Genomic DNA, 24,802 nt, shown 5'->3' with positions numbered 1-24,802 from the left:
ATTACTGGAAAATACGAAATCTCAGCGACACTTTATGCCAGGAACATAACCTGTCCACAATTATGCCAGATGGTAAAAAAGGAATGAAATACAATGAATGGGCTGCAAATAAATCTGAATCCAGTAAAAAAGCGCAGCTGCGAAAAGATATCAACCAGACAATCCGAATTGTTTCCACTTACTCAGAATTTCTTGCATTTATGGAAGCTAAAGGATATGAAATAAAAAACGCAGAATTTGGCGAAAACAGCAGAAAATACATTACCTTTCGTTCTCCCGATATGTCCCGTCCAGTGCGTGGAAGTGCTAAATCTTTAGGAAAAAATTTTACTAAAGAACGTATCAAAGAACGCATTGAAAATAAACGTCAGAAAGCTATTTTTCCTTCTGTTCATAACAAATTAATAGATACCAATGCTCCCAATATAGCAGGAAACATTGGGCTTCAGAAATGGGCAAATAAGGAAAATTTAAAAATTGTCTCTGCTGAATATAACAAGATGCTCACACATAATCTACATAATTTTTCAGAACTTGAAGACCGCATAGCCTTGTTACATATGCAGCAAAAAGAGGTAAATACCTCTGTTGTTTCTCTCGAGTCTCAGATACGTCATCTTCGAGAAATGCTAAAATATGCCAAACAATATCAGAAAAATAAAATTTACGATGACCATTATAAAAGTTCCAAAGATCCGGATCGTTATTTCCGTAAATATGAATCTCAAATTATTCTTTTCGCTGGTGCTGAACATATTTTACAGGAAAATGGTATAGACCTGAAACATCTTAATTCCAATAAGTTACAAGCGCAAATTGCAGATCTTATTTCCAGAAAGGAATCACTAAATACTCAATACGTTTCTTTTAAGCAAGAAATAAAAGAGTTGGAATTGATACATCAAAACCTGTCCAAATATCTCAAACAGGATGCTCCTAAAATACAAAGATTTTCTCATAACAAACTTCCTTCTTTGTAAAACCATAATAATAGGCAGCGATTTCACTCGCTGCCTAAATTTCCGTTAAACCGATATCCTACACCGCGCACCGTTTGTATATATACCGGATGTCCAGGATCATCTTCTATCTTTTCTCTAATGTTGCAGATATGTCGCATAACAACATTGTAATCACCCGAATAGGGTTCATTCCAGATTATATCATATATTTGTTCTTTACTAAACACTCTTCCAGGACTTCGCATTAATAAATGCAAAATTTCAAACTCTGTAAAAGACAAATCTATTTTTTTCTGCTTTCGGAATAATTCTCTTGTGGCTAATAAAATAACAATATCTCCATAATGTATTTTCAATGGATTTATATTTTTTTCATCACAATATATATTTCGTCCGGTTTTCAAAGCAGCAAGAACAGACTCTATCATTTCTTCTTCACTATCTTTAAACGATAATAATAATATTTTTCCTATGTTTTCACTCCCTCTAACAGATGTTTCTTCATCTAATTATAAACTTCTTTTCTGCGATATATAAAATAAATAACTGGAACAATCAATAATAGCAGAATGGAGTACGATATTATTAAAATAGGAACTGCGCAAAACACTTTTCCTCCGATTTCATACAAGTTAAAAAATTTAACTACCTGATTCATTTGAAGCATTTGATCTGGAAGAAGTCCCAAAATTTTATTTAATAATGGTAGACTTGTTCCTGATAAAAATGATGGAAGAAAAATCAAAATAAAAGGCACGATTACCGCTATTACTGATGAGTTTGTCTTCGCAGAAACCAACATAGTTAGAGATTGCATAAATAAACATCCCAGATATCCACCAAGAACTATCAAAATATATTCCTGAGCATTCGTGATATTATAAATACTCTTCCACCCACTCATACTAGACTGTATGGGACAATTTGCTCCGTCTACACCAAGAATTCCCAAAACAAGCATAGTGTATAACAACATAACCGCCCAGTAAATAGCCGTTATTATGATTGCTCCTGCTTTCACTTTTGCCCATACAGCCTTATTTCTGCCATAATAAGAAGAATAAAAAACTGCATTCGCTTTCAGCTGAAATTCACCTGAAAAAATACCTGCACAAAGGAAACCTAATACCAATGTCAAAATCATAATTATTGAGGGTGAATATTGAAATAAGTTTTTCCATCCCGCTTGATAATCATAATATAAAGGGGTTTTCATTTTTTCATACGCTCTTATTAAATAACTTTTTTCCTTTTCAGAAAACTGATCCTTTCCATCAGTTTCTAACCAATTTTTCAAATTTTTGATACGATTAGAATAAAAATCTACTGCTTCATCAGGAGAAAGAGAATCTGCCAGATAATAATTATAATCGTTAAACTCTCCATAATCACAATTTAGTAAATCCCTTATATCCATGAAACCCTGTCTTTGACTATATGCTATATCATTCTGTCTAAAATCATTCGACTTAGCTTCCGGTGTCTGTGAAATCCTGACATTTTCTTCAATAATTTTTCTAAGCACATCCTCTGTCAGTTCTCCTGACCATTCTTTTTTCAACTCACGAACCTTTAACATAGCCGATATTCCACTTTCCGCATCACCATTACGATTCACATATTTATTATCCCCGATGATAAAAGACAAGACTACTGAAATTACAATAAAAATAAATATCAGCGCAACCTTACTTCCTTTTTTTGAAAAAACTTTTTTTATTTCATAATACGTCATAATCATCACCTGTTTTCTCTCCGAAATAATATAAGAATATGTCCTCCAAAGTCATCGTTTCCTCTTTCGCATTATAGTGTGGAGATTTTTCAGACAAAATGCGTAATTCTATTCCATCCGAAAGTGTTTTCATATTTGAGACTTTAAACTGTTTTTGCCACATTTCAACTTCATTATTTGCAACTACACAACTCCATACTTTTACTGGTACTGACTGAATAATCTCTTCTTGTGTTCCTGAATGGCTAATCTTTCCATCTTTCATCAATAACACCTGGTTGGCAATGTATTCAATATCCGACACAATATGTGTTGATAATAGCACGAGACGATCCTGTGACAATTCACTGATCAGATTTCGAAAACGTATCCTTTCATTCGGATCCAGACCTGCAGTAGGCTCATCGAGGATCAAAATCTTTGGGTTATTTAGCATAGCTTGGGCAATCCCTGCACGGCGTTTCATTCCTCCAGACAATTTTTTCATTTTTCTATTCTGCATTTTAGCCAACCCAACCTGCCGCAGAAGTTCTGTTACACGCTTTCGTGCAATACTTATTCGCATTCCTTTAATTGACGCAATATACATTAAATAATCATGAACCGAAAACTCCGGATAAAATCCAAATTCTTGAGGTAAATAACCAAGAATTCTCCTATATTCGCCATCCAATGCAAAAATATCTTTTCCATCACATAATATGCTTCCCGAAGTAGGTTTAATAAGTGTGCAGAGCATTCTCATCAGCGTTGTTTTTCCAGCACCGTTGACACCAAGAAGCCCATAAACTCCATTACTCATCGTCAGCGTGATATCATCAACTGCTTTAAATCCCTGAAATTCTTTTGTTAATTTTTTCAATTCTAATTCCATAATCAAATTCCTCACATTTCTCTGATTACGACCGTTGTGTGATTTCTCGTAATTGACACCATAATAGTCTTATACACTTGCCCCATTACTCTCGTAATATCTTTCACTGCATTTCCATACTCGCCAAATACTGTAACACAAATATAAAACAGATAATATCATCATTCCACACCATATTGATGTAGATATATGCTCATAAATACTATCTTTGAGAACTACAAGCGTCCAAACAGCGATCCAAATCAGACAGGAAAATAATGTGGAAGATACATAATCATCTCCTTTACTGCAAAGTAATCGAAAACATATGCAGCATGTCACATTCATTGGCAAAATAAATTGTATTAAGATATCCATAAATGCAATCTGTAACACAAAAGTGCTGGTTATCAAAAACACACTCAATAGGCAAACATCTACCATGCCGAAGAGTAGCATTCGTGCGGCATATATATTCTTTATGGAAAAAAATGTTGCACCTTCTACTTCCATAGCCCCATTGCTTCTATTTTTCCAGAGTTCCGGAAGTATCAATATTACAAAACTCGGTGCCAAAATCCCCATGCAGCGCCTTGTATAAATACTACTGTCTGATAAGAACATTGTCATCCAAAGGATTAGTAATACTGCCCCTTGAGCAAACCACCAGTGCTTCTGTATATACGAAGCTTGCTGATATAAAAATTCTAACCATGACATATTTCTTTCGATTTCTCCATCCCAATATGCTTCTTTCGATTTTATAATGGTCTGTTGTAATTTTTTCTCATCTATATTTCTATCCTTCTGATTTTTTGCATACGCATGCAATTTTTCATCAACTGTCATCATCATTTCTTATCCCCCAGATAAACACTCAACAATTCTTTTGCTTTTCCTATCCTATATTTTACAAGAGGAAGTCCTATGCCAATAATATCTGCTACTTCTTTTAATTTCAAATCCTGAAAATAATGTAGAATAACTACTTCCTGCAAATCTTCTGGAAGTTTTTTTATTGATTCTTCTATATCTATTTTATTCTCAATTACAGCAATTGGATTTTCCCCCTTATCTGGTAACGCTTCCATCACAATATCTCTTTTTTTCTTATAACTATCCCGACATAAATTTCGAGCAATCACATACAAATAATTAGCAGTCTTTCCCAAATGATGATACGATCTAAATGATCGAAAAAAGTGTTCAAATGTTGCTTGAGTAATATCTTCTGCATCACAGTCTGTGTATGTATGTAATCGACAATAATTCCGTATAGTTGAATAGTATTTTTTTACGAATACCTCTATAGCTTCTTCATCACCATTTTTCATTTTGTGAATCAAAAGAAAATCTGCATCCACTTCTTTCCTCCTTTTTCTACTGAAAGCACTTTCTATTATATATAACGAATAAATTGTACAAAAAGATAGTCAAAAATATTTTTCTTACTTTTTATTATATCATTAATTACACTGCTCTTTTACATACTCGCTTTATTTTACTATGATGCATTGTGAAATTTAAAAGCCAATAATAAAATTTATCATATTAATAATATGTGCCAGTTTCTCAATCGGATTGGCTACTTTCTCCAATTTAAATAAATTCTATCTAACACTAATTCACACAAAATATTCTCTATTTTTTATAATTATCTTCCAAATCCGCTTTATAATCTTCCAGATCCATAAGAAAAATTTCATAGCCTTCATCACTCATGCAGAACAGCTTTCTTATGGTATTGCAGACAAGCCCGATCATATCCGCATCCCCTTTCAGAAATGGAATGATATTGTCGATAGCTTCCATCGTATCATTTCGGTTGCCTTTATCAAACATTGCGGTCACTAAGCATTCATCTGTATCAAAGTTCATTGCAAGATTCATCATAATTCTACATTTCCCTTCTTATGTGCTTTGGATTTTTCAGTTGCCATTTCTTTCTGCTCCTGTGCTTTTGCTCTTGCCTGGAACTCTTTTAACGACTGCAGCACGGATTTTTTCAGTTCCCCTTTTCCACCCTTTGCAGGCTCTTTGTTTTGTTCCCGGTTCGATTCTACTGATACGGATTCTTTCTTGAATGGTGTTTCTGAAACTTTCTGTTTCACTTCCACGGTCTGTTCTGCCTCCTGCACTTTTCCATGTTTCTCATTCAGATACTTTTCCATGTCATTGATTGCTTTCTGTACCAATGGGCTTTCCTTATAATGTGGAATCATATCAATCAGATCCCTGTCTATCCTGTCTCCACTCATGAGTCCGTATTCCCCGGAATAATCCTCATCCCCGTCCTGCAGATCAAAACCAATCCCTTTGATTCCATGCAGGCGTTCTGCCGGAATACTTTCATAGATTTTGATTGCTTCTTCCAGAGTAAGATTATTATGGTACTCACCCATGACCGGGAACTCCATGCACTCTGCTACATAGAAACTGATCGTAGCTTCTGGCTGTTCCTGTTCTGATTGTCTGGTAAAGATAGAAAAGGTTTCTGCATTTTCTAAACGGGAGAGCAGTGACCGGGCAGTTATCACATCACTGTCTATATCAGATTCTTCCGATACTTCAACCAACCAGTCCTTTAAACACCCTGTTTTCTTATTCAGAATGTCCTCTGTGATTTTCTTCACCTGTTCTTCCCTGTTCTCAACGATATCTTTATACTCGTAAGTGTCATATTCATAGCTGAAATTATCTAAATCCACCGCCAGCTTTTCGATTTCCTTCTGATCAAGATAGGCTTCTGACTCTTTCATATATTCTGCCAGAGTGATTCTTTCTTCTGCGATAGGATTGATGTCCACCTTAATACCTGCCATTGCTATACCATGAGCATTTAATTCATTGAAGAAACTGTCCTCCCGGATATTGCCACGATAAGAAAGCACCACATCAAGGTCAGAATCATCTCTGTAAAGTTCCTCTCTGCTTCTGGAACCATGCACCCTTGCTGCAAGCAGCTCTACTTCATTTTCTAATCCCATATCTTCCAGAATACCCTGTGCGTGATACAAGACACCCCGTTCCACTTCTGCCCTGCTAAGACCATTTAATGCTGCTTCATCTCTTCCAATCTCAGAAGTCGCACGAAGCTCACCTGCCTGTAGTAAATCCTTTGAATGTTGGATGGTCATTGCCTCAAATTCTTTATAGTCCACTTTGACACATTCCATATCATCCATTCTTTCACTTTTTAAGATTTCATAAGTAGCTTTCTGAACAGATACTTTGGGATCGTCATAATCATTGGAATGGATTTCGTGCAGGTCAGAATCATAAAAAATATAAAAATAGCCTTCTTCCGTTGCCTGTACGGTCAGATACCCTTTGCTCTTGGTAAACTGCATTACAATTCCCTCACAGGTATCCACTGCTCTTTCCCTGTCATAATCCTCAAAAATACTTGGTGGACAATTCTTTAATAACTGTGCCAGCTGCATCTGCCGTTCGCCTGCTTCTTCCACTTCTGCCATCAAATCCTCATAGTCAACGGGAACGGCATTTTCCAGGGACATATCCTCATCTTCAAGAATATCTTCCATTGCCTGACGCATAGAAATATCAGGATTATCATAGGCACCGCCGTCGATCTCATCATAATCCAAAGCATAAAAGGTATAATCATAGCCTTCCTCTGTTCTCTGGATTGCAAAATACCTATCGTCAATCTTATATGCCAGTTCATCCGGCTCCAGTTCCGGCATAAGTCCCTCTACAGAAATCCCTTTCTCCTGCAGATATTCTGAAATAGCTTCCAATGCTCCTGCATCATACCCATTCCAGAGATCTTCTGCAATAAGCTGACCATGTTCCGATACGATAATCCCTGCCACATCTGAACCATACTCATCATGTTCCATGAAGAAAAACTTCTCCCCTGCATACTCTCTTTCATCCACCGTATGCCAGGTTCCCGCATGTCCATCTGCTTCAAATCCTCTGGTATCTGCTGTAATGGTAACTTCCGCTTCATCTAACGCCTGTTCAATCTTCTGCATCCGGATCTCTGCCCTTGCCATATCAATAAAACCATCTAACACTGCTGGATGGCTTTCTATCACATAATCCTGATTCAGATTCTTCCCCTGATTGATATTTTCCGGGATTTCGATATGTTCTGCCCAGTCTTTGTTCTGCCTGGAAAATCTGCCGTCATAAGAAAGTTTCCGGAGCGTATTTGCCATAACAAACGTCATACGTTCTTCTCCAAACTGCTCTAACACTTGCGTTGCGGCATCTTCCTCTAAATGCAATCCGTCAAATTTTAATGCGATCGCTTCCTCGATTGCTTTCTTACAATCAATGTTTAACTTTCTGGAATCCAGATAGGCATCTACATCCCTTTCTTCCATTGCCTGAGCAAGTGTTCCTTTATAGACTGGGGGATAGGCTCTGGTATGATTATTTTCCAGCATCTCCATTCTCTGCTGTACAAAGTCCGGAAGTTCCTCAAAGCCGAAAGAATCCACATAATAAGCCTTTGTCTCCGCCGTCCGGTTTATAACTATGACGTCGCTTACCGATAAGGAATGTCCATGAAAATCGTTCGGGCGGTTGATATTAAATCTCTCAAAAATATCCTCTAATGTAATCGTTGGTGTCCACGGAGCCGCATACACCATCCTGTAGTCTTTCCCCTCAATGGTATAGCCTAATTTTTTAGCCGATTCAAACCCCATAAACTGATAAGTATGCTCTCCGCCCGTATCCATCTGATAGATTGCAAAACGACCGCTTTCTCCATGAAAAAGCAAAGTTTCATCAATCATTTCCGCACTGTCCTGTTCCAGTTTTTCTTGTCTGGTGGCAGATGCTTCTTTTTCTTCATATTGCATGGTATTTTCTCTTTCCAGCTCATGCATCTGCTCCTCAATGTTCCCAATGATCTCTGCAGATGTTTTTCGGATGGTATCCATTGATGCTTTCAACGCCTTCATATCCCTGCTCTCGCACCAGCTGGCGATATAGGTAAACGAATATTCTGAAGTATCCAGACCAAAATGGTTGCAGACTATGTAAGCGATACTTTCTGCTTCAAATGTTAATGTTTCCATTTGAAGCTTTATACCCATGTTTTTATAATGTTGATCTTTTAAATTATTTTCCATAAATCCTCACTTTCTTGTAAAAAAGATGAGCATTATCAGATATGCTATTATCAGGTTTTCCCCTCGAATGGGAAGCCGGAAAGGAGCGCATTTGATATGCAAATAAACTATTTAGATGCTATTTCATCAGTTCTCAATATGATGAAACAGCCAGACAGTGCATGTAAAAATATAGACATGCACAGAACCTGTTATACTACACTCTTCAAGTACCTGATGGATAAGGGCATTCCTTTTTCAATGGATGCCGCACTGGACTGGCTTGAGATTAAAAAACGGGAAATTTCCTATGAGACGTGTTCTCAATATAGAAATGCCCTGTTCCGCCTCGAGCATTACCTGCTCTTTGGAGATATCAAAAGTTCTTTCTGCCGCTCAGAAGACAGTTTTTTCTGCCGGAGCGGAATATCGGAATCCTTTTTTCGCCTGACATATGAGCTGGAAGAATACTATGCGACCACACAGAATCCCTGCTATTACCATACGTATTCTGTTGCCATCAAGGAGTTCTTCAGGCTTGCTACTTCCCTGGGAGTTACAGAGCCGGAAGCAATAACCATAGATACTCTTATCGAATACTGGAATACTTACTGCAAATCCTGTAAATCTCTTGCCAGACGTCAGAACGCCGTATGTGCCATGACAGCACTTATGAAATATCTTCACCGCAGAGGTGATGTGCCAGAGTGTTACCAGCGGGTTCTTTTTGGTGAGAACGTTGAAATACTGCTTGAGATGAGACTTTCTAAAATAGGTACCGCATTTCATCCGAGTATACCTCTCGCTCTTAAAGCTGATGAATATCTTGACGCTTTGGACGATTGGAAATACATGGAATCATCAAAAGCTGTTTATCGCAATGATTTCACATGGTATTTCATGTTCCTGGAACTTAACCATCTGGAACACTCGGCAGAAACTGTGACATCATGGATAGATATACTCCCGGATTGCCCGAATCAGATCAAAGCCAGCAGTTCCGGATCAGCTCGTCGTTCACACACTATCAGAATGTTTGAAAAGTATCTCCAGGGCATAATGGAATCCAATATAATCGCTGAGCCGATGCGTGCATCTGATCATCTTCCATCATGGAGCAAAAGCATCCTTGATGGTTTCATAGAAAGCCGCAGGCGGGATGGAATGACCGATAAGACACTTACCATGTGTAGGGCAGCCGGATGCAGTTTCTTCAAATATCTTGAAGATAATGGAATAGATAATCCAGTCTCCATAACACCCGATGTGGTTAAAGCATTTCATAACCATGATGTCCACTCGACCCCGGAAAGTAAAAATGCATATGGAACCAAGCTTCGTCAGCTTCTACGGTACATGGCTGACCAGGATCTGATTTCACCAACACTTTCTTTTGCAGTATCTGCAAGCTGTGCGCCTCATCGCAGCATAGTTGATGTTCTGAGCGATGCTATGGTCGAGAATATATATGAATATCGTGAGAAAGCTTCTACTCCCATGGAGCTCAGGGACACAGCCATGGTCATGCTTGGACTTCGAATGGGTATCAGGGGAGCAGACATCCTAAAGCTTCAGGTAAATGATTTTGACTGGAAAAACAAAACTGTTTCCTTCATTCAGCAGAAAACAAGCAAAGCAATAACGCTTCCAGTCCCAACGGATGTAGGTAATTCAGTATATAAATACATCATGAATGGACGTCCGGAATCGGCTGTCACAGGCAACGGTTATATATTTATCAGCCATCAGGCACCATATATTCCGCTTAAAGTTACAACGGCGTGCCGTGGAGCTTTAAAAAGAATACTTGCTGAATATGGATTTGAATTATCTACTGGTCAGGGCTTTCATATGACACGAAAAACATTTGCCACAAGAATGCTTCGGGCAGACAACAAACTTGACGATATTTCCAATGCTCTCGGACATGCACGTCAGGAAACAGCAGAGGTATATCTTGAACGTGACGAAGATAAAATGAGGCTCTGCCCTCTGGAATTTGGAGGTGTTTTATCATGACATACATTTTTGAGAGCGGTCTGGCACATCATATCGAAGGACTTATACAGCAAAAACGAGCTGATGGATATGCCTATAATTCCGAAGAAAAGCTATTAAAACGCTTTGATACCTTTTGCGTACAGAATTATCCGGAACTGACAACAGTCACCTATGAAATGGCAGCCAAATGGTCAGAAGCCAGACCGGGCGAAGGAGATGCCTATCATAATCGCCGTATGTCGATGGTGAAGGTGCTGAGTGAATATATCCTTTCCCTTGGTCAGGAAGCATACATTCCTAATTTTTTCTGCAAGGCTTACCGTCCGGTTCTTTACATTCCATCAAAAGAGGAAGTTAAGGAACTGCTACAGAAAATGGATATCCGCACGTCTCATAATTCAGAGCAATTTAGACTCGATAGAGAATGCAAGATTCTTTTTCTCCTATATTTTTGCTGCGGTCTGCGTCTGTCAGAAGGGCGATTGCTAAAATGGGAGCACATAGACCTGGATAAAGGAATCCTTACTGTCCTTGGCTCAAAGGGTAACAAAGATCGCCTTGTATATCTTCCGCAGGATAGCCTTCCGGTACTTAAAAACTATAAAGAACGTCAGGAAATGCTTTTCCCCGGAATTGACTGGGCTTTTCCGGGAAAAGATCCACATAAGCCTGTTTCGTGCTCTGGAGTAGAATCGAGTTTTAACCGCCATTGGGCCATGCTTCCGGTTGCCAGGACAGTTGATAAACATCCGACACCCCACTGTTTACGCCATGCTTTTGTAGTAGAGAGATTTAATGAGTGGATGCATCAGGGAATTGATACAAACACTATGCTCCCATATTTAAGCAGATACCTTGGACACAAAAGTCCTGATGAAACGTATTATTACTATCATCTTGTAGAAAAGGCATTTGATACTATCCGAGAGAAAGATTCAGTGTCTGGAAAGGTCATTCCGGAGGTGATTCCCTATGAAGAATAAATCAGCAAAGATATCGACTGACCAGCTGTTCTTTTCTCACACATGGAACTTTCTAAATGTTTATTTGGTAAAGCAGGTCGGACGCAGTCAGGCTACAGCAGAATCCTACAGAGATTCCCTTACAATATTTAAAAACTACCTTGTAGGTGAATTAGGTAAATCCATAAGCACCTTTCAGTTTTCTGATTGTACCAAAGAATGTATTTATAATTTCAGAGAATATCTGCTTGCAAATGGCAGCCAGCCATCAACTGTAAATGTAAGAGTCGCGGCTATCCGTGCCTATCTGAACTATGCCTCGGATATGGACATATCAGTCCAGTCAGTTGCCCTGGCGATCAGTCAGATCTCACCATGCAAAACCATTAAAAAGGAAAAACCTATTTTGTCCGATGATGCACTTGCTGCAATACTGTCTGCACCGCCGAATACGAAATTCGGTGTACGAGACCGTGCTATTTTGATTCTTCTCTACGATACAGCTGTAAGAATCAGTGAGCTGCTTAATATTCGCCTATGTGATATCGCAATGGAATCAAAATATCCAAATATTTTCATAACCGGCAAAGGTAATAAAGAAAGAACCATACAATTAACAGCTAAAGCAGTCGAACACCTTAGGGAATATATACGTGTATATCACAGTAATTCTTCCAAAGAAGCATACTTATTTTCCACAACAATAAAAGGTGTAACAGACAGGATGTCCGTTGGAAATGTCCAGCGGATTATAAAAAAATATGCAGCTCTGGTCAGTGAAAAAGGGGTTAGTCTTCCGGATTCGGTTCACTGTCACATGTTCCGCCGAACCAGAGCCACAAATCTTTATCAGGATGGAATCGCCATTGAGCTGGTTTCTACAGTGTTAGGACATGCCAGAACTGATACAACCAAAAGCTACTATGCAAAGCCATCTGTTGAACAGCTTAGAGACGCAATGGAATCTGTTCCAACACCTGTATCTGATGAAGCACCAATGTGGGAGGGTAACGAAGATGAAATGGCAAGACTTTGTGGATTGCGCTAACGAATAATGCACATCTTTTAGTAGAAAAACGTCTTATTTCTCAGCATTCTTTAAAATGATTAACATTTTGGAATGCTGAGTATAATGCTTCCACTTCCTTTGTTGTCTGGTCTTTTAAGACGCCTTCCGCATCCATTACTTCCCGGTCATGCAGCAATGCGTGGCTCACTTCATGGACTCCGGTTTTCATCGTCTGGACATTACTCATATCTTCCTTTATCGCAATATATTTTTCTGTCTGGTGATAATAGCCTTTTGCTTCCCCTTCCACATTCATCATGCGGATCGGTACAGGAGAAATATTCTGCAATGCCTGCATGAACGTATCATAAAACTGTACACTTCCGGTAAGCTCCGGCACCTCCAGTTCTGCGATCGGTTCTCCCTCTGTCTGGCTGACATCAAACACTGTCGTTATGCGGAATCTCGGTATCACCATCTCCACAATCTCTGTTTCCGGCTGTCCATCATCCCCAATCACAGGCTCTTTTGTTACCGGGTCGATCTTTTCAATCTCCTGTTTCTCCCGGATCGGTGCTGGTGCAATGATCTGGATTCCTTTCTCTCCACGTTTTACATGACGGTTAAACTTCTTCTGCCATGCCTGATACCCTGCCACCAGTGTTGCTTCCGGTTTCTGCATGGTGATCAGCAGCGTGTTATTAAAGCTGTAATTATGGAACTTTGACATGGTATTCAGATATTCGGTATATCGCTCCGATGTAAAGATTTCCTTTACTCCCTGCTCCAGCCGTTCCGATATTTCTTTTAACTGTTTTTCTATATTATTTGCCATAAACAAACCCTCCATTTTATGTCCCCGCCAGAGAAAACTCTGACGGGAAATCTTTTATAACTCCTGTTCGTGTTTTTTCTTTGCAGCTTTCTGTACAGGTGGCTGTTCCGCTGTATTCTGCTGTGCCTTCTCCTGCTTTAAGCGTTCCAGAATAGATGGCTTATGGATTCTGTCTGCTGTTTCCGGAAGTTCTTTTTCTTCTGCAGTATCCCTGCTATCTGTGCTACTTCCTTCTCTGCCAATATCCTCATCTGCCATAATCGTCTCATTACCCTTTTCATCCATGTTCAGCAATGCATTTAACTCGGATAACCGTTCCATCTTTTCATTCAGCTCTGCTTCTTTCGGGAATGGTTTCTTTACCTCTTCCTGTGCAGTAGCAAGCTGCTGTTGTACGGTTTCCAATTTCTGCTCACTTTCCGTCAGCTTCCTGTCAATGGAAGAAAGGGTGTTATGGATACGCTGCATATTTCCTACCGGGTCTTTTCCGATCTCCAGCTTATAAGAGCATTTTCCTTTGACCGTCAGTTCAAACGCATTGGAGAACATATTGTAGGAAGCGGATAACGTAAACCCATGATATTCTCCGACCTTTCCGCCGGTGCTGACGGTTTTTAATCCTGCACAAGCAGCGATCAACGCTTCGCCTGCTTCTTTCTTATCTTCATAAAGGACATTCCCTACCGTCATGACAAACGTGTCATTGTCCTGTAAATCCACGCTTTTTACTACCTGGGAATCTATCTGCATCCCGGCAATCCGCTCTTTCAATGCACTGATCTGTACCGGGAAATTCTTTGCAATATCGGATTCCAGACGATAAATCTGACTGGTGTGGTTTGCCTTTAGAAGTTTCAGCTTACTCACCTGCACATCCAGATCCATTTTTTCCTTAATGTACGGATTACCTGTAGCAAGAGCCTTAATCTCGGCATAGGACAGTGCCGTATCATCCACATCTTCACAAGCTCTGACCGGGGATTTACTGGTCATGATCTGGCTGATGAACTTCTGCTTATTCTCCAAAATCTGCCACATATACGCATCAAAAGTATTTTCCGTCACATACCGGAATATCTTTACTTTGTCATTCTGGTTTCCCTGTCTTAAGATACGTCCTTCCTGCTGCTCCAGATCAGTCGGTCATTTTTTGCGGACAGTTCATACATGCTATCCTTTTCTGTTCTCTGCTCCTGCGTTTGCTCTCGTTTGATTTCTCCCTCCGTATCTTCTTGGCACAAGCAGGACAATACCTTGATGCACCAGAGCCCGGGACATATTCAACGCCGCACACCGTACAATTTTTAGCGGGCATTGCTGCCCACCGTTTTGTAGGTATGATATGTAATTCATCGACAAAGCCGATGAATTTATAGTAAATCTTGATTTCCTGCTTCACTGTTCCGTCTGCCATCTTCTCACGCTCCGAAACAAGTATCTTGTCTATGAGTGCGTTTATAACTGTTGCATCCAGTTCTTTTAAGCCTTGATAATTTCGGATAAGGGCGAGGAAGTCACGGATTCCCCGTGATTTCTCGTAGCTTTCATTAAGAGTTTCCGTCACCTCTTTCAGCCTTGCTTCAATTTCAAGCTGCTCTTTCTGGTATTTCCCCGACATCATCTCAAAATTCCGCTCGGTAATACGCTCCATGACCTTATCCTCGTAGAGAGAGGAAAACAGCCTGTCCAGTTCCGCAAGGCGTTTGTTCAGCTTCTTACGTTCTTTCTCTAATGCTTTCGCCCTGCTCTGGTCTGTTTCCGTGAGCCGCTTTTCTATGGCCCTGACCGCCTTTTCATCATTCACTGCCATATCCGCAAAACAGTTGATGTCGGCAAGAACGGCATTGAATAAATCCCTTGCTTCTATATTGTGGGCACTACACTCGCTTCTTCCGTTTCTTGCATAATTATTACATGAATACTGTACACAGTCGATAATCTCTGGGCGTTTCCTCCTGTGTACGTTCATTGCCCGCAGAGCACATCCGCAGTCCACACACTTGATAACGCCTGCAAAAATATTTACAAATCCTCCCTTGTTCTGTGGAAGCCTACGACTTGTAATAAGCTGTTGGACAATATCAAATTCCTCCTGCGTGACTATTCCCTCATGGGTATTGGGTATCACTTCCCATTCTTCGGGCAGCTTAGAGGGGCGTTTCTTGCTTTTCATATTGGCGGCAATCCGTTTGTAGCCTACAAGATTTCCCGCATATATCGGGCTTCTTAAAATGCTCCTCACGCTGTTCCCACTCCAAATATAGCGTTTGTCCTCGTTCCCCTCAAAATGACGTTCAAAGCCTGTTTCGCCACGCTCCGCCGCATAAGCGGCAGGGCGTAGGATATGCTGTTTATTAAGATGTCTGCAAATTTTGGCAACTCCATTCCCTTTTAATGCAAGGTCGAATATCTCTTTTACAACATGTGCCACTTTATCATCTATCAGCAGATGGTTGTGGTCGGCAGGGTCTTTGATATAGCCATAAGGGGCGGTAGTTCCCATGAATTTCCCCTGTTGAAACCTCGCCCGATATGCCGATTTTATCTTAACAGATATGTCAGCGGCATACATTTCGTTTAAAATGTTGCGGAAAGGCGTGATGTCCATAGCAGATTTATTCAAGGTATCTACGCCGTCATTGACCGCTATATACCTCACGTTATGCTCTGGGAAGAAAACTTCCAGATATAACCCACAATCAAGATAGTTTCTCCCCAGACGGGATAAATCTTTCGTAATCACGCAGTTTATCAGACCGCTTTCAATGTCTTTTATCATATTCTGGAAACTTGGTCTTTGGAAATTTGTACCAGAATAACCATCGTCCACATACGTTTTTGCTATGTGCCATCCCTGCTTTTTCACATAATCCGTGAGGATGGATTTCTGTGTCGCAATGCTCGCACTCTCGTTATCCGTACCATCGTCTTTAGATAAGCGGCAATAAATGCCGACTAAATAGATTTTCTTTTCTTCTTTGATTCCTGCCATACTGTAAAACCTCCGTATCTGTCCTATCTGTTTTCATGTCCCATTGCGTACATTCTAAGCGGACAGCCCCTCATTGTCGAAGGTGTCGCCCTCGGCAATCTTCTTCCGAATATCCTCGGAGATAATCGGGACAAACGCTTCTGTAACGGTCTGTGTGCCGACATATTCACGGCTGATTATCATCTGCACTGGTGCTTTTGGCACGATACGCTTTCTCTTTTTATCTGCTTTCTTATCCTCGCCCATACTTAAATCTTCCTTTCCAGACAGGGCAGGGAAGAGTTTGGAAATGTCCCCGCCCTGCCAATCAGATACCATTAATCCTCGCTGTTTAATTCTTTCTGTAATGCTTTAAGGAGTGCCGCCGCTTCATCAGCGTTCAGCGTGATTCCCTTGCCGCACTTTTCACGGTTCGGGGAAAAGCTGCGGATGTCATACTTCGGCTCTTTCCCATTCCATGAAATGAGATTGATTTCCTTTGTGTAGCCACTGTCGCCCGTAGACAATACTGCGATTTCCTTTACGATTTCATACTGGATTTCTCTCATTCTCCATACCTCAACTCTCTGTATTTACTTCCCGAAAAAAGAAGATTAGCGGCTGTCACGGTTGCGTTTCCTCTGCAACTCACGCTCCAAAAGTTTGATGATGGTTTCCTCCATCTGCTTCGGCGTTGTGTTCTTCGGAAAGTATTTTTTCAGCTTGCTTGTGTTGATTTTCAAGGTTTCTTTCTGGTTGCCCTTTTCCTCCGTCATAATCGCAAATATCGTATCCATGTCAAGCCGCCCGCTCTGGCTTAACTGTTTCATCCGCTGTGCCTGTGAGAGTGAGGGCGTTGCTTCTTCGCTCTCCATCGTGGCAAAGAGGTTTTCCTGCTCGTCTTTCTTCAAGAAGGACAGTTCCACCGCAGGCGTGAGGGCGATTTTCCCCTCGTCCACCATCTGCAAAATCGGCGGTATCAGTTCCGTCAGGCGGATAAAACGCTGCACGGTCATCCTGCCCACGCCGAAGCCCTGTGCCACCTTGTCGTCCGTCCGCAACTTCGTCACAACTTGTGACGAGGTTAAGTCTGTGCGGAAACCCTGCCGCTTCATGGCTTCGGATTTCATCTTGTAAGCAAACGCCCGCTCCGATGGCAGGATATTCTCACGCTGCAAATTGCTGTCTACAAGGGTGATGATGGCTCGGTCACGGTCTAAGGGCAGGACAAACGCAGGCACGGTATTTATCCCTGCAAGTTCAGAAGCACGGACACGCCGCTGTCCTGCAATCACTTCATAACCGTCCCCGTCCTCTTTCGGGCGTGTGATTATCGGCGTGACAATGCCAAATTCCTTGATGCTTTCCGCTAACTCTGACAGTGTTTCATCTTCTGCCACATGAAACGGATTGTCGGGGAACGGGTACAAGTCTTTGGTCTTTAACACCTTAAAATCCTGTTTCTTCATTCACATATCTACCTTTCTTTCGCTCTGCTTCTATGATTTTTCTGCAATTCTTCCAACACTTCGGGCGGTATTTTTGACAGCAGCCGCCCCATCTGCTCGTTGGTTCTCTGCAATTCAAATATCTTCTGATTCGCTTTCTGCACCTTTAGTTCCTGCTCGTACTTTTCATCACGCATACGCCCCGCATAGTCTGATTCCTGCCCAATTCTCTCTTTCAAACTGTCGATATACGCCTGCTGTTTCCCGATTTCCTTAGAGAATTTCTCCACGTCTGGCAGCCATGCAGAGAGTAAATCTAACGCTTTATCCCTTTTCTTCCCTGCGTTAAAGGCGTTGATGTCGGATAGGGCAGACACGATTTCTTCATACTGTTTATCAAGCCTGCCGCCTAATTTATAGAGCCATGTGGGGACGTGTTTCCGCTTGGTTTCCATTGAGGACTGCCCCCGTTCAAGCTGATTCCACCGTGAGGACATCCGCTCATGGTAGGCGGTCTGCCACTCGGATAATGATTTCTGGTTGCCTAAGATAGCTTTCGCTGACAGCTTATTGTCTGGCGTAATCGGCACAAAGCAGAGGTGCATATGGGGCGTTCTCTCGTCCATATGGACGACAGCGGAGAGGATATTCTGCTTTCCAACACGCTCCGAAATGAAGTCAAGAGCCGTCTGGAAATACGCTTTTTGTTCTTCGGGCGGTAACTGGTTCATAAATTCTGGTGAAGCTGTGATGAGCGTTTCCACCATCATCACGCTGTCTTTCCTTGTCCTGCACCCCGCTTCGGCTACCATGCGGTTAATCTCTTTCTTGTAGGTGTACTTTGGTGGTGCTATGAGATGGTAATTGTTTTTAGAGCGTTCCATATCTATATCTGGGTTGCTTTTGTAGGCTTCTTTCTTCCGCTCGTTGTGGCGTTCACAAGCCGCAACGCCGCCCGCTTTTCGTTTCTGGAAACGCAGGATTGCATAAGGCATAGGCGGATTCCTCCTTTCTTTCGGCGGGTGACCGTCCTTTGGGGTGACAGCGGTGACGGTGGTGACAGCAGTTTTGGGATACCCCCTGCCGACTGCCGCAACTGTCACCCTCACCCCCTGCATGACGGTCATGTCGATGATGACGGTGTTTTTGGGATACCCCCCTCGCAAGAGCCGTCACCGTCATGCCGCCATTCTTTTATCCGAAGCCGTAAGGCGTAGGATAGCAGGGCACAGCCCTGCCTTAAGGGAGTCCAGAGGGAACGTCTGGCACACGACTTTGCAGGGCAAAGTGTAGTGTGTTACACCCTGTAAACGCAGTCGGAAAAATCGGAATGATTTTTCTGACCGCAGGGGTGGTTTTACACGACCGAAAAGGGCGAGTAAATCTCACGCCTGCATTTTGCGTTTACGGGGTGTTCTCCCGTAGGGATGACAGCGGCAGGGTATCCTAAAATCACTGTCACCACCGTCACTGCTGTCACCCGCAGGGCAGAGCCGCCAGCTTTACATGGCTTTAAGCGTCAATGACAGTAACAGGGGGGTATCCTAATATCGCTGTCACCACCATCACCGCTGTCACCCGCCCTCCTTGCAAGGGCAATCCGCCTGCCGTCTTTCCTGCGGCTGTACTGGTAGCAGATACGGTTCTCGCTTAAAAATGTGGTGCGGTATTCATTCAGCCATTTCGTAATCACCGTGGGTATGGTTTCCGTTTCCCCCATAGCGGCTAACAGTTCCGTTGCCGTGCCTATCCATTCTTCCTTATCCCTCATAAAATCCACCAACCGAAAAAGGACATCTGGTATCGTTTCTTTCGCAAGCTGCTCCTGCGTTTTCCGCTCCACAAGCTCCCAACGGCAATCACGGAAACGCAGCGTGTATTCCTGATAAGGCGTGTCCCTGCCCGTCACATACAGCTTGGCGGTGTCAGACGCACGTTTCTCCTTTTCCAGAACAAAGGTAGCGTCCGCACTCCCCGTTAATCCTGTCGTCCCAGACACCTTGTTGAACACGTCGCTGTCATTCTGCTTTCGGATGTGGTGTACGACAATGACCGCCAGAGAGTGCCTGTCGGCAAAGTCTTTGATGAGGGAGATGTCCCCATAGTCGCTTGCATAGGCATTGTCTTTTGAAGCTGTACGGACTTTCTGCAAGGTATCAATGACAATGAGCCTGCTGTCTGGGTAATCTTTCAGATAATCTTCAAGCTGCACGATAAGACCGTCTGACAGCTTGCAGCTTGCCACGGCAAAGTGGAGCCGCCCGCTTGCTTCGTCCGTCAAACGAAATAACCTGTCCTGTATGCGGCAGAACGTGTCCTCAAGGCAGAGGTAAAGCACATCGCCCTCCATTGTCGGCATATCCCATAAAGGGATTCCCTGCGACACGCATAAGCATAGCTTCAGCATGAGCCAGCTTTTGCCTATCTTCTGTGAGCCGCAGAACAGCGATAAGCCTGTCGGGATAAGGCTGTCCACCACAAAGGATGGTTTCTCAAGCGGTTCATAAAGGAGCGTTTCGGCGTTGACTGTCTGTAACTTCTGCATGGCTTTCCTCCTTTCGGGCGGTGTCTTTGTTTTCGTTGCACATAGGCGTTGACCTCCTTAAAAATAGATTTACTCCCACGGAAAAAAGTGAGAGTATGTAATGCCGCCAATCCCACACAAATAAAAAACAGATTTCTTTTTCGGGCGGTGTCGGTCACGGTTGGAGATATTTCTTCAATTTCCGCCTTTACTTTCTCCTTTGCAATCGCAACAGATTTCTGTATTGCCGAAGCGGTGCAATGCTCCATAGCGGCGATTTGGTAAAAATTGAACTCATACTCGTAGTAGAGCAGGAAACGCCGCCTTTGTATCTCTGGAAGGCTCCCAACCGCCTTATAGAGCGTTTCATTCCGTTCTTCCTCAACCATGCGTTCATCAAGGCTCTTAGGCACACGCAACGCCCGTCTGTAAAGGGTTTCGTCCCATACCTCGTTAAACTCCCTGTGCCGCTCGTCCCATTAGAAAAGATTCCTGTTCCTGCGCTCCATCTGCCGAAACTCCATAAAGAACTGTTCCGACACTTCCAACTCGTGGGATTTGCCCTGCCCGTCCTTAAAGCTGATAAAATACCTTGTGCCGCTTTCCGTGGATTCCTCCCGAAGCGTGTATGCCTTAACCCTGTATGCCATCCTGTTGTCCTCCTGCAAAAAATGAGTGAGGGGATTTCCATCCCTCACCCAGTAGCCCGCAGGATGGCAGGCTGTTTTAGAAGCTATAAAATTTTCCGCAGCTTCTTCCGCAGATGGTCTAACCTCGCATAGATGGCACCAGTCGTCAAATGCACAAGCGGGGCAATCTCCTTTGTGGAATACCCCTGCATTTTCAGCAGGACGATTTTCAAGGTACGCCCGTCCACCGTGACTAATACTTGATAGAGATTTTCGCTCTCAATCTCTTCCAGTAACTCCGCAACCGTACCCACTTCCGCCTGCCGCTCCCTGCCTGCCATGTCCTCAAGATATTCCGCAACGTCATTCGTCCATCGGTAAAACCGCCTGTTGGAATTGAAGTCTGCCCTGTCCGCCATGCGTATCTGCTCAATGGTCGCTTCATCAACGCCGCACTCACGCAGCAGCTTTTCCTCCGCTTCTTTCCAGATACGCCATTTCCTGTCCTCCCGTCCGTGGTTGTATGCCATTCTTACTTCCTCCAATCAGAATTGATTGAGAGGGCAGAGAAAAGCCCCCTCATCTTCCCAAAGGAAAAAACAAGGGGGCTGAACGCCTTAAATTTTAATTTTCTATTATCTTTCTTAGTTTTATTAGGATTCTGGCTTTGCGTTTGTTTACAACGCTCTGGGTTATGCCCAACCTCGCCCCGACTTCACGCTCGGAAAGTCCGTCAAAAAAGATTGCCTGTATCAGCTCCTGTTCACTATCCGACAGCAAAGGCAGGGCGGCTTTCAGCCTGTCCACCATGACCGCATTGACAACGGTTTCTGCAATGTCCACCGCTTCATCAGTGATAAAGTCCAGAGGATTCCCCTCGCTGTCCGTAAATCCGTCGAGAGATAGCAGTCTATTCTTTGTATCTAATTTTTGCAGATAACGCCACCGTTCCTTGTCACGGTAGAAGTCTGTGTATTGCTCCCTCACGACTTCAAGCAGACAGCCTTGAATGGGGATAAACAGCTTGTCCATATAGGTCTGGTCGGATTCCCTGCAACGGCAGAACTCCGTGTAGGATAATTCCACATAGCCGCCACTTTCTCTGATATATACCTTTCTTGGTGCATATTTCACCATAAATACCTCCCATCTGAATTTTTGAAATGTAAAAAATCCAGATGGAGAGGCGGAGAACGACACCGCATATCAGAAACAGCCCTACGGCACTTTCCAACAAAAATCGACAAAAGAAAAACCGCAAAGGCTCTGTGACCTTTACGGTTATAGGAAATAGTAATTCTATTGTATGGAGATTGTACTTCTACTTTCAAGGTGAGAAGTACCGTTGCACTGGCAGAAATTTTTTTAACTGGTTTCCTGCCGTTCTCTGATATGCTATGTATTGATAAATTTTGCTTCGTATGAGCAGATAGATAACTGCCCGAAAAAAGGACATAAAAAAATCCCTCCAAATTTAAAAACAAATTCAGAGGGTAATTTAGGGTATAACAAAATAACCCACCCGAATATCGTTTTTTTTATTTGGTGAGTTTGTTCTTTCAAATACGAAACAAAAAGAGCCGATGATTCGTGAATTGTTCCACAATTTCATCGGCTCTGCGTCTTAAGCGTCTGGCTCTTTGATGACAGTTATCTTCAAGTTGTCAACTTTAATCAATCTTTCTTGTCTGCATTTTGGACAATAAAGGGGATAATTCTCCAAAACAGTGTCCTTCCTAATTTTATTACGGGTTTTGCTCCCACAAACAGGACACAATATCCATTCGCATTTCATCATAATTAGTCTCTAATCCTTTCAAATCTCATTTTATATGACTTTTGCAAGCTGTTAAGCTAACTTGTGGAACATATGCCGAACCTTATCTATACGGCTATTCGGGCGGCGGGGTTGGCAAATAAATTTACCAATAGCTGGCTGGTATCCTTTTAACTCTGTCAAGCAGACTCCCTGCCCATTTGTGAAATAAGTTAAATCGTTCCTGTATTCTTGAATACATCTAGCAGGGATTTCTCCTTTCAGAATGACCTCGTCATTCTTTATCTGAGTACTTACAATATCTGCACAATACCTTGGAGCATCATGATACGCCCGTGAGAGATATTCCTGCGGTGCATAAATTTCAAAGTGGAGATATGGCTCTAATAGTTCTGTCCCTGCTTTTTTTAAAGCCTGCTCCAATACGATAGGGGAAAGCAGCCGAAAGTCTGCGGGGGTACTTACAGGACTATAATACAATCCATATTCAAAACAGATTTTACAGTCTGTCACTTTCCATCCATACAGCCCCTGCTCGCAGCCATAAAGAACCCCCTCCATAACCGCATTTTGGAACGATTGATTTAAATATCCAAGTGAAACTCTGCTTTCATACTGCACTCCGCTTCCAATAGGGAGCGGCTCTATGGACAACCCGACAGAAGCCCAGAAAGGATTTGGCGGGACTTCTATGTGGATGGTATATTCTGCTTTTCTAAGCGGTCTTTCCATATATATAACAGTAGGCTCTTTTATTTCTGCCTCCACATGATATTTTTCCTCAAGGATGGCACAAATGACTTCCATCTGCACATTCCCCAAAAAAGAAAGTATAATCTCATGCGTTGTAGTATCCACATAATATTTTAAAAGAGGGTCGCCATCTGAAATTTCTGTAAGTGCCCCAAGCAATATTTCCCGCTGTTCAGATTTCTTTACTGCAATCGTTGTTTGGAGCATAGGGAGAGGATTTTCAATAAATTTTCTCTGCGGCAACAGTATTTCGTTCCCCAAAATACTGTTTAGCTGCAAAACATCATTTGGTAAAATTACAATATCACCAGAGCAGGCTGTATCGGATGAATATAATTCACCGTTTGTCGGAACACACATCTCTGTGATTTTTATTTTCTCTTTTTCAGATATTCTAATAACATCCCTCAAATGCAATGTTCCGCTATATATACGCACATAAACAAAACGCCGCCTTTTCTCTGAATATTCAATCTTAAAAACCTGCCCGCATAGTTCAGATTGACCTTCAGGCGTTGATGAATAAAATTTACTGGCAATTACTTCTATAAGCTGCCGAATCCCCAGATTGTTTTTAGCGCTTCCGTGATAAACGGGAAATAACGTTCCGTTTTGGAATCTCCTGTTTTCTTCCTGTTCCAGTTCTGACATTTTAAACGGTTTCCCTGACATATATTTCTCTAATAGTTCATCGTTTCCCATAATTACCGCATCCCACTGTTCCATATCGTCATTGTCCGTTACATTTATATGGGGATGCTGCCCAACCTTTTGCTTCACTATAATTTCCGAAGAAAGCTTTGCTTTCATTTCCCGATATACCATTGGCAAATCAATCCCCTCTTGGTCAATTTTATTGATGAAAAAAATTGTCGGAATCTTCATTATCTGTAGTGCATGAAACAGTATACGGGTCTGTGCCTGTATGCCATCCTTTGCAGAAACTAATAATACTGCTCCGTCTAATACGGATAAAGAACGGTATACTTCCGCCAAAAAATCCATATGGCCTGGCGTATCTATAATGTTGACTTTTACATCCTCCCACTGAAAAGATGTCACTGCTGTCTGGATAGTGATTCCCCTTTGACGCTCCAAATTCATTGTATCTGTCCTTGTTGTGCCTTCATCTACGCTCCCTAGTTCTGCAATTGCACCACTGGTATACAATAAACTTTCCGTTAATGTTGTCTTTCCTGCGTCAACGTGAGCCAGAATGCCTAAGTTAATTATTTTCATGTGATTTTCCTCCT

At 42.1% G+C, this 24,802-nt stretch carries 20 protein-coding genes and 4 pseudogenes; 4 read left to right on the top strand and 20 right to left on the bottom strand.

All coding sequences use genetic code 11. The features are described from left to right. Positions 1–83: 83 nt before the first annotated feature. Positions 84–980 (top strand): relaxase family protein, encoded by an 897-nt coding sequence (locus tag NQ503_RS05840; protein WP_422677820.1) that lies wholly within the window; start codon positions 84–86, stop codon positions 978–980. Positions 981–1,003: 23 nt separating this feature from the next. Here NQ503_RS05840 and NQ503_RS05835 read toward each other — a convergent pair whose 3' ends face one another. The 7 genes from NQ503_RS05835 to NQ503_RS05805 all read right to left on the bottom strand — a co-directional run bounded on the left by NQ503_RS05835 (position 1,004) and on the right by NQ503_RS05805 (position 8,607). After that, positions 1,004–1,390 carry a winged helix-turn-helix domain-containing protein gene (locus NQ503_RS05835; RefSeq protein WP_005426528.1) on the bottom strand — a complete coding sequence of 129 codons (387 nt, stop codon included), beginning with the start codon at positions 1,388–1,390 and terminating at the stop codon, positions 1,004–1,006. A 77-nt stretch (positions 1,391–1,467) separates the two neighbouring features. Continuing rightward, positions 1,468–2,697, bottom strand: coding sequence for an ABC transporter permease subunit (locus NQ503_RS05830; RefSeq protein ID WP_044926005.1), 1,230 nt, complete (start codon positions 2,695–2,697; stop codon positions 1,468–1,470). Continuing rightward, a complete protein-coding gene (locus NQ503_RS05825) occupies positions 2,684–3,571 on the bottom strand; it encodes an ABC transporter ATP-binding protein (protein WP_005426530.1) in 888 nt (295 codons plus the stop codon). The genes NQ503_RS05830 and NQ503_RS05825 overlap by 14 nt, the downstream gene beginning before the upstream one ends. Positions 3,572–3,640: 69 nt before the next feature. Next, on the bottom strand, positions 3,641–4,405 hold the full coding sequence (locus NQ503_RS05820) for a hypothetical protein (RefSeq protein WP_005426531.1): 765 nt from the start codon (positions 4,403–4,405) through the stop codon (positions 3,641–3,643). Further along, the gene (locus tag NQ503_RS05815) at positions 4,402–4,914 is read right to left on the bottom strand and encodes an RNA polymerase sigma factor (RefSeq protein ID WP_021650349.1); all 513 of its coding nucleotides are present in this window, start codon (positions 4,912–4,914) and stop codon (positions 4,402–4,404) included. The genes NQ503_RS05820 and NQ503_RS05815 overlap by 4 nt, the downstream gene beginning before the upstream one ends. A 277-nt stretch (positions 4,915–5,191) precedes the next feature. Next, a complete protein-coding gene (locus NQ503_RS05810) occupies positions 5,192–5,443 on the bottom strand; it encodes a transposon-transfer assisting family protein (protein ID WP_005426535.1) in 252 nt (83 codons plus the stop codon). Continuing rightward, entirely contained in the window at positions 5,440–8,607 is a 3,168-nt protein-coding gene (locus NQ503_RS05805) for a DUF3849 domain-containing protein (protein WP_242650176.1), read from the bottom strand. The genes NQ503_RS05810 and NQ503_RS05805 overlap by 4 nt, the downstream gene beginning before the upstream one ends. 150 nt (positions 8,608–8,757) lie before the next feature. Here NQ503_RS05805 and NQ503_RS05800 point away from each other — a divergent pair, with 150 nt between their 5' ends. The 3 genes from NQ503_RS05800 to NQ503_RS05790 are packed head-to-tail and all read left to right on the top strand — an operon-like array spanning position 8,758 to position 12,651. Continuing rightward, positions 8,758–10,659, top strand: a complete 1,902-nt coding sequence (locus NQ503_RS05800) for a tyrosine-type recombinase/integrase (RefSeq protein ID WP_005421650.1) — start codon at positions 8,758–8,760, stop codon at positions 10,657–10,659. Next, complete coding sequence (locus NQ503_RS05795; RefSeq protein WP_005421651.1) at positions 10,656–11,624, top strand: tyrosine-type recombinase/integrase; 969 nt, start codon at positions 10,656–10,658, stop codon at positions 11,622–11,624. Before NQ503_RS05800 ends, NQ503_RS05795 begins: the two co-directional genes overlap by 4 nt. Continuing rightward, positions 11,614–12,651, top strand: a complete 1,038-nt coding sequence (locus NQ503_RS05790) for a tyrosine-type recombinase/integrase (RefSeq protein ID WP_005421652.1) — start codon at positions 11,614–11,616, stop codon at positions 12,649–12,651. The genes NQ503_RS05795 and NQ503_RS05790 overlap by 11 nt, the downstream gene beginning before the upstream one ends. Before the next feature lie 52 nt (positions 12,652–12,703). Here the strand turns inward: NQ503_RS05790 and NQ503_RS05785 are convergent. From NQ503_RS05785 to tet(O), 13 genes and pseudogenes are all read right to left on the bottom strand, one after another. Then, positions 12,704–13,447, bottom strand: a pseudogene (locus NQ503_RS05785) (ArdC family protein); the annotation flags it as partial. A gap of 54 nt (positions 13,448–13,501) precedes the next feature. Then, positions 13,502–14,590: pseudogene (locus NQ503_RS05780) on the bottom strand (DNA methylase); the annotation flags it as partial. Further along, the gene (locus NQ503_RS05775; protein WP_001820670.1) at positions 14,583–16,439 is read right to left on the bottom strand and encodes a recombinase family protein; all 1,857 of its coding nucleotides are present in this window, start codon (positions 16,437–16,439) and stop codon (positions 14,583–14,585) included. The pseudogene NQ503_RS05780 and the gene NQ503_RS05775, both read right to left, overlap by 8 nt. Before the next feature lie 54 nt (positions 16,440–16,493). Continuing rightward, positions 16,494–16,685, bottom strand: a complete 192-nt coding sequence (locus NQ503_RS05770) for a hypothetical protein (RefSeq protein WP_001820669.1) — start codon at positions 16,683–16,685, stop codon at positions 16,494–16,496. A 71-nt stretch (positions 16,686–16,756) separates the two neighbouring features. Further along, complete coding sequence (locus tag NQ503_RS05765) at positions 16,757–16,987, bottom strand: YdbC family protein (protein ID WP_001206986.1); 231 nt, start codon at positions 16,985–16,987, stop codon at positions 16,757–16,759. A gap of 45 nt (positions 16,988–17,032) precedes the next feature. Next, positions 17,033–17,887 (bottom strand): ParB/RepB/Spo0J family partition protein, encoded by an 855-nt coding sequence (locus NQ503_RS05760; RefSeq protein WP_000743700.1) that lies wholly within the window; start codon positions 17,885–17,887, stop codon positions 17,033–17,035. An 8-nt stretch (positions 17,888–17,895) separates the two neighbouring features. After that, on the bottom strand, positions 17,896–18,861 hold the full coding sequence (mobV, locus tag NQ503_RS05755) for a MobV family relaxase (protein WP_001820668.1): 966 nt from the start codon (positions 18,859–18,861) through the stop codon (positions 17,896–17,898). A gap of 517 nt (positions 18,862–19,378) precedes the next feature. Next, positions 19,379–20,411 (bottom strand): annotated as a pseudogene (locus NQ503_RS05750) (AAA family ATPase). A gap of 154 nt (positions 20,412–20,565) precedes the next feature. Then, positions 20,566–21,040: pseudogene (locus NQ503_RS05745) on the bottom strand (RNA polymerase sigma factor). Positions 21,041–21,123: 83 nt separating this feature from the next. After that, positions 21,124–21,549 (bottom strand): RNA polymerase sigma factor, encoded by a 426-nt coding sequence (locus NQ503_RS05740; protein WP_000323895.1) that lies wholly within the window; start codon positions 21,547–21,549, stop codon positions 21,124–21,126. Between the two features lie 94 nt (positions 21,550–21,643). Then, positions 21,644–22,153, bottom strand: a complete 510-nt coding sequence (locus tag NQ503_RS05735; protein WP_105116765.1) for a sigma-70 family RNA polymerase sigma factor — start codon at positions 22,151–22,153, stop codon at positions 21,644–21,646. Between the two features lie 490 nt (positions 22,154–22,643). Then, complete coding sequence (locus NQ503_RS05730) at positions 22,644–22,814, bottom strand: cysteine-rich KTR domain-containing protein (RefSeq protein WP_004614788.1); 171 nt, start codon at positions 22,812–22,814, stop codon at positions 22,644–22,646. Positions 22,815–22,868: 54 nt separating this feature from the next. Continuing rightward, the gene (tet(O), locus tag NQ503_RS05725; protein WP_000691758.1) at positions 22,869–24,788 is read right to left on the bottom strand and encodes a tetracycline resistance ribosomal protection protein Tet(O); all 1,920 of its coding nucleotides are present in this window, start codon (positions 24,786–24,788) and stop codon (positions 22,869–22,871) included. Positions 24,789–24,802 lie beyond the last annotated feature (14 nt).

The organism is Blautia obeum ATCC 29174, from assembly GCF_025147765.1.
In the GTDB taxonomy this organism is placed as follows: domain Bacteria; phylum Bacillota; class Clostridia; order Lachnospirales; family Lachnospiraceae; genus Blautia_A; species Blautia_A obeum.
The sequence above is the reverse complement of the archived record's forward strand: the minus strand, read 5'-3'. Positions and strand labels throughout refer to the sequence as shown.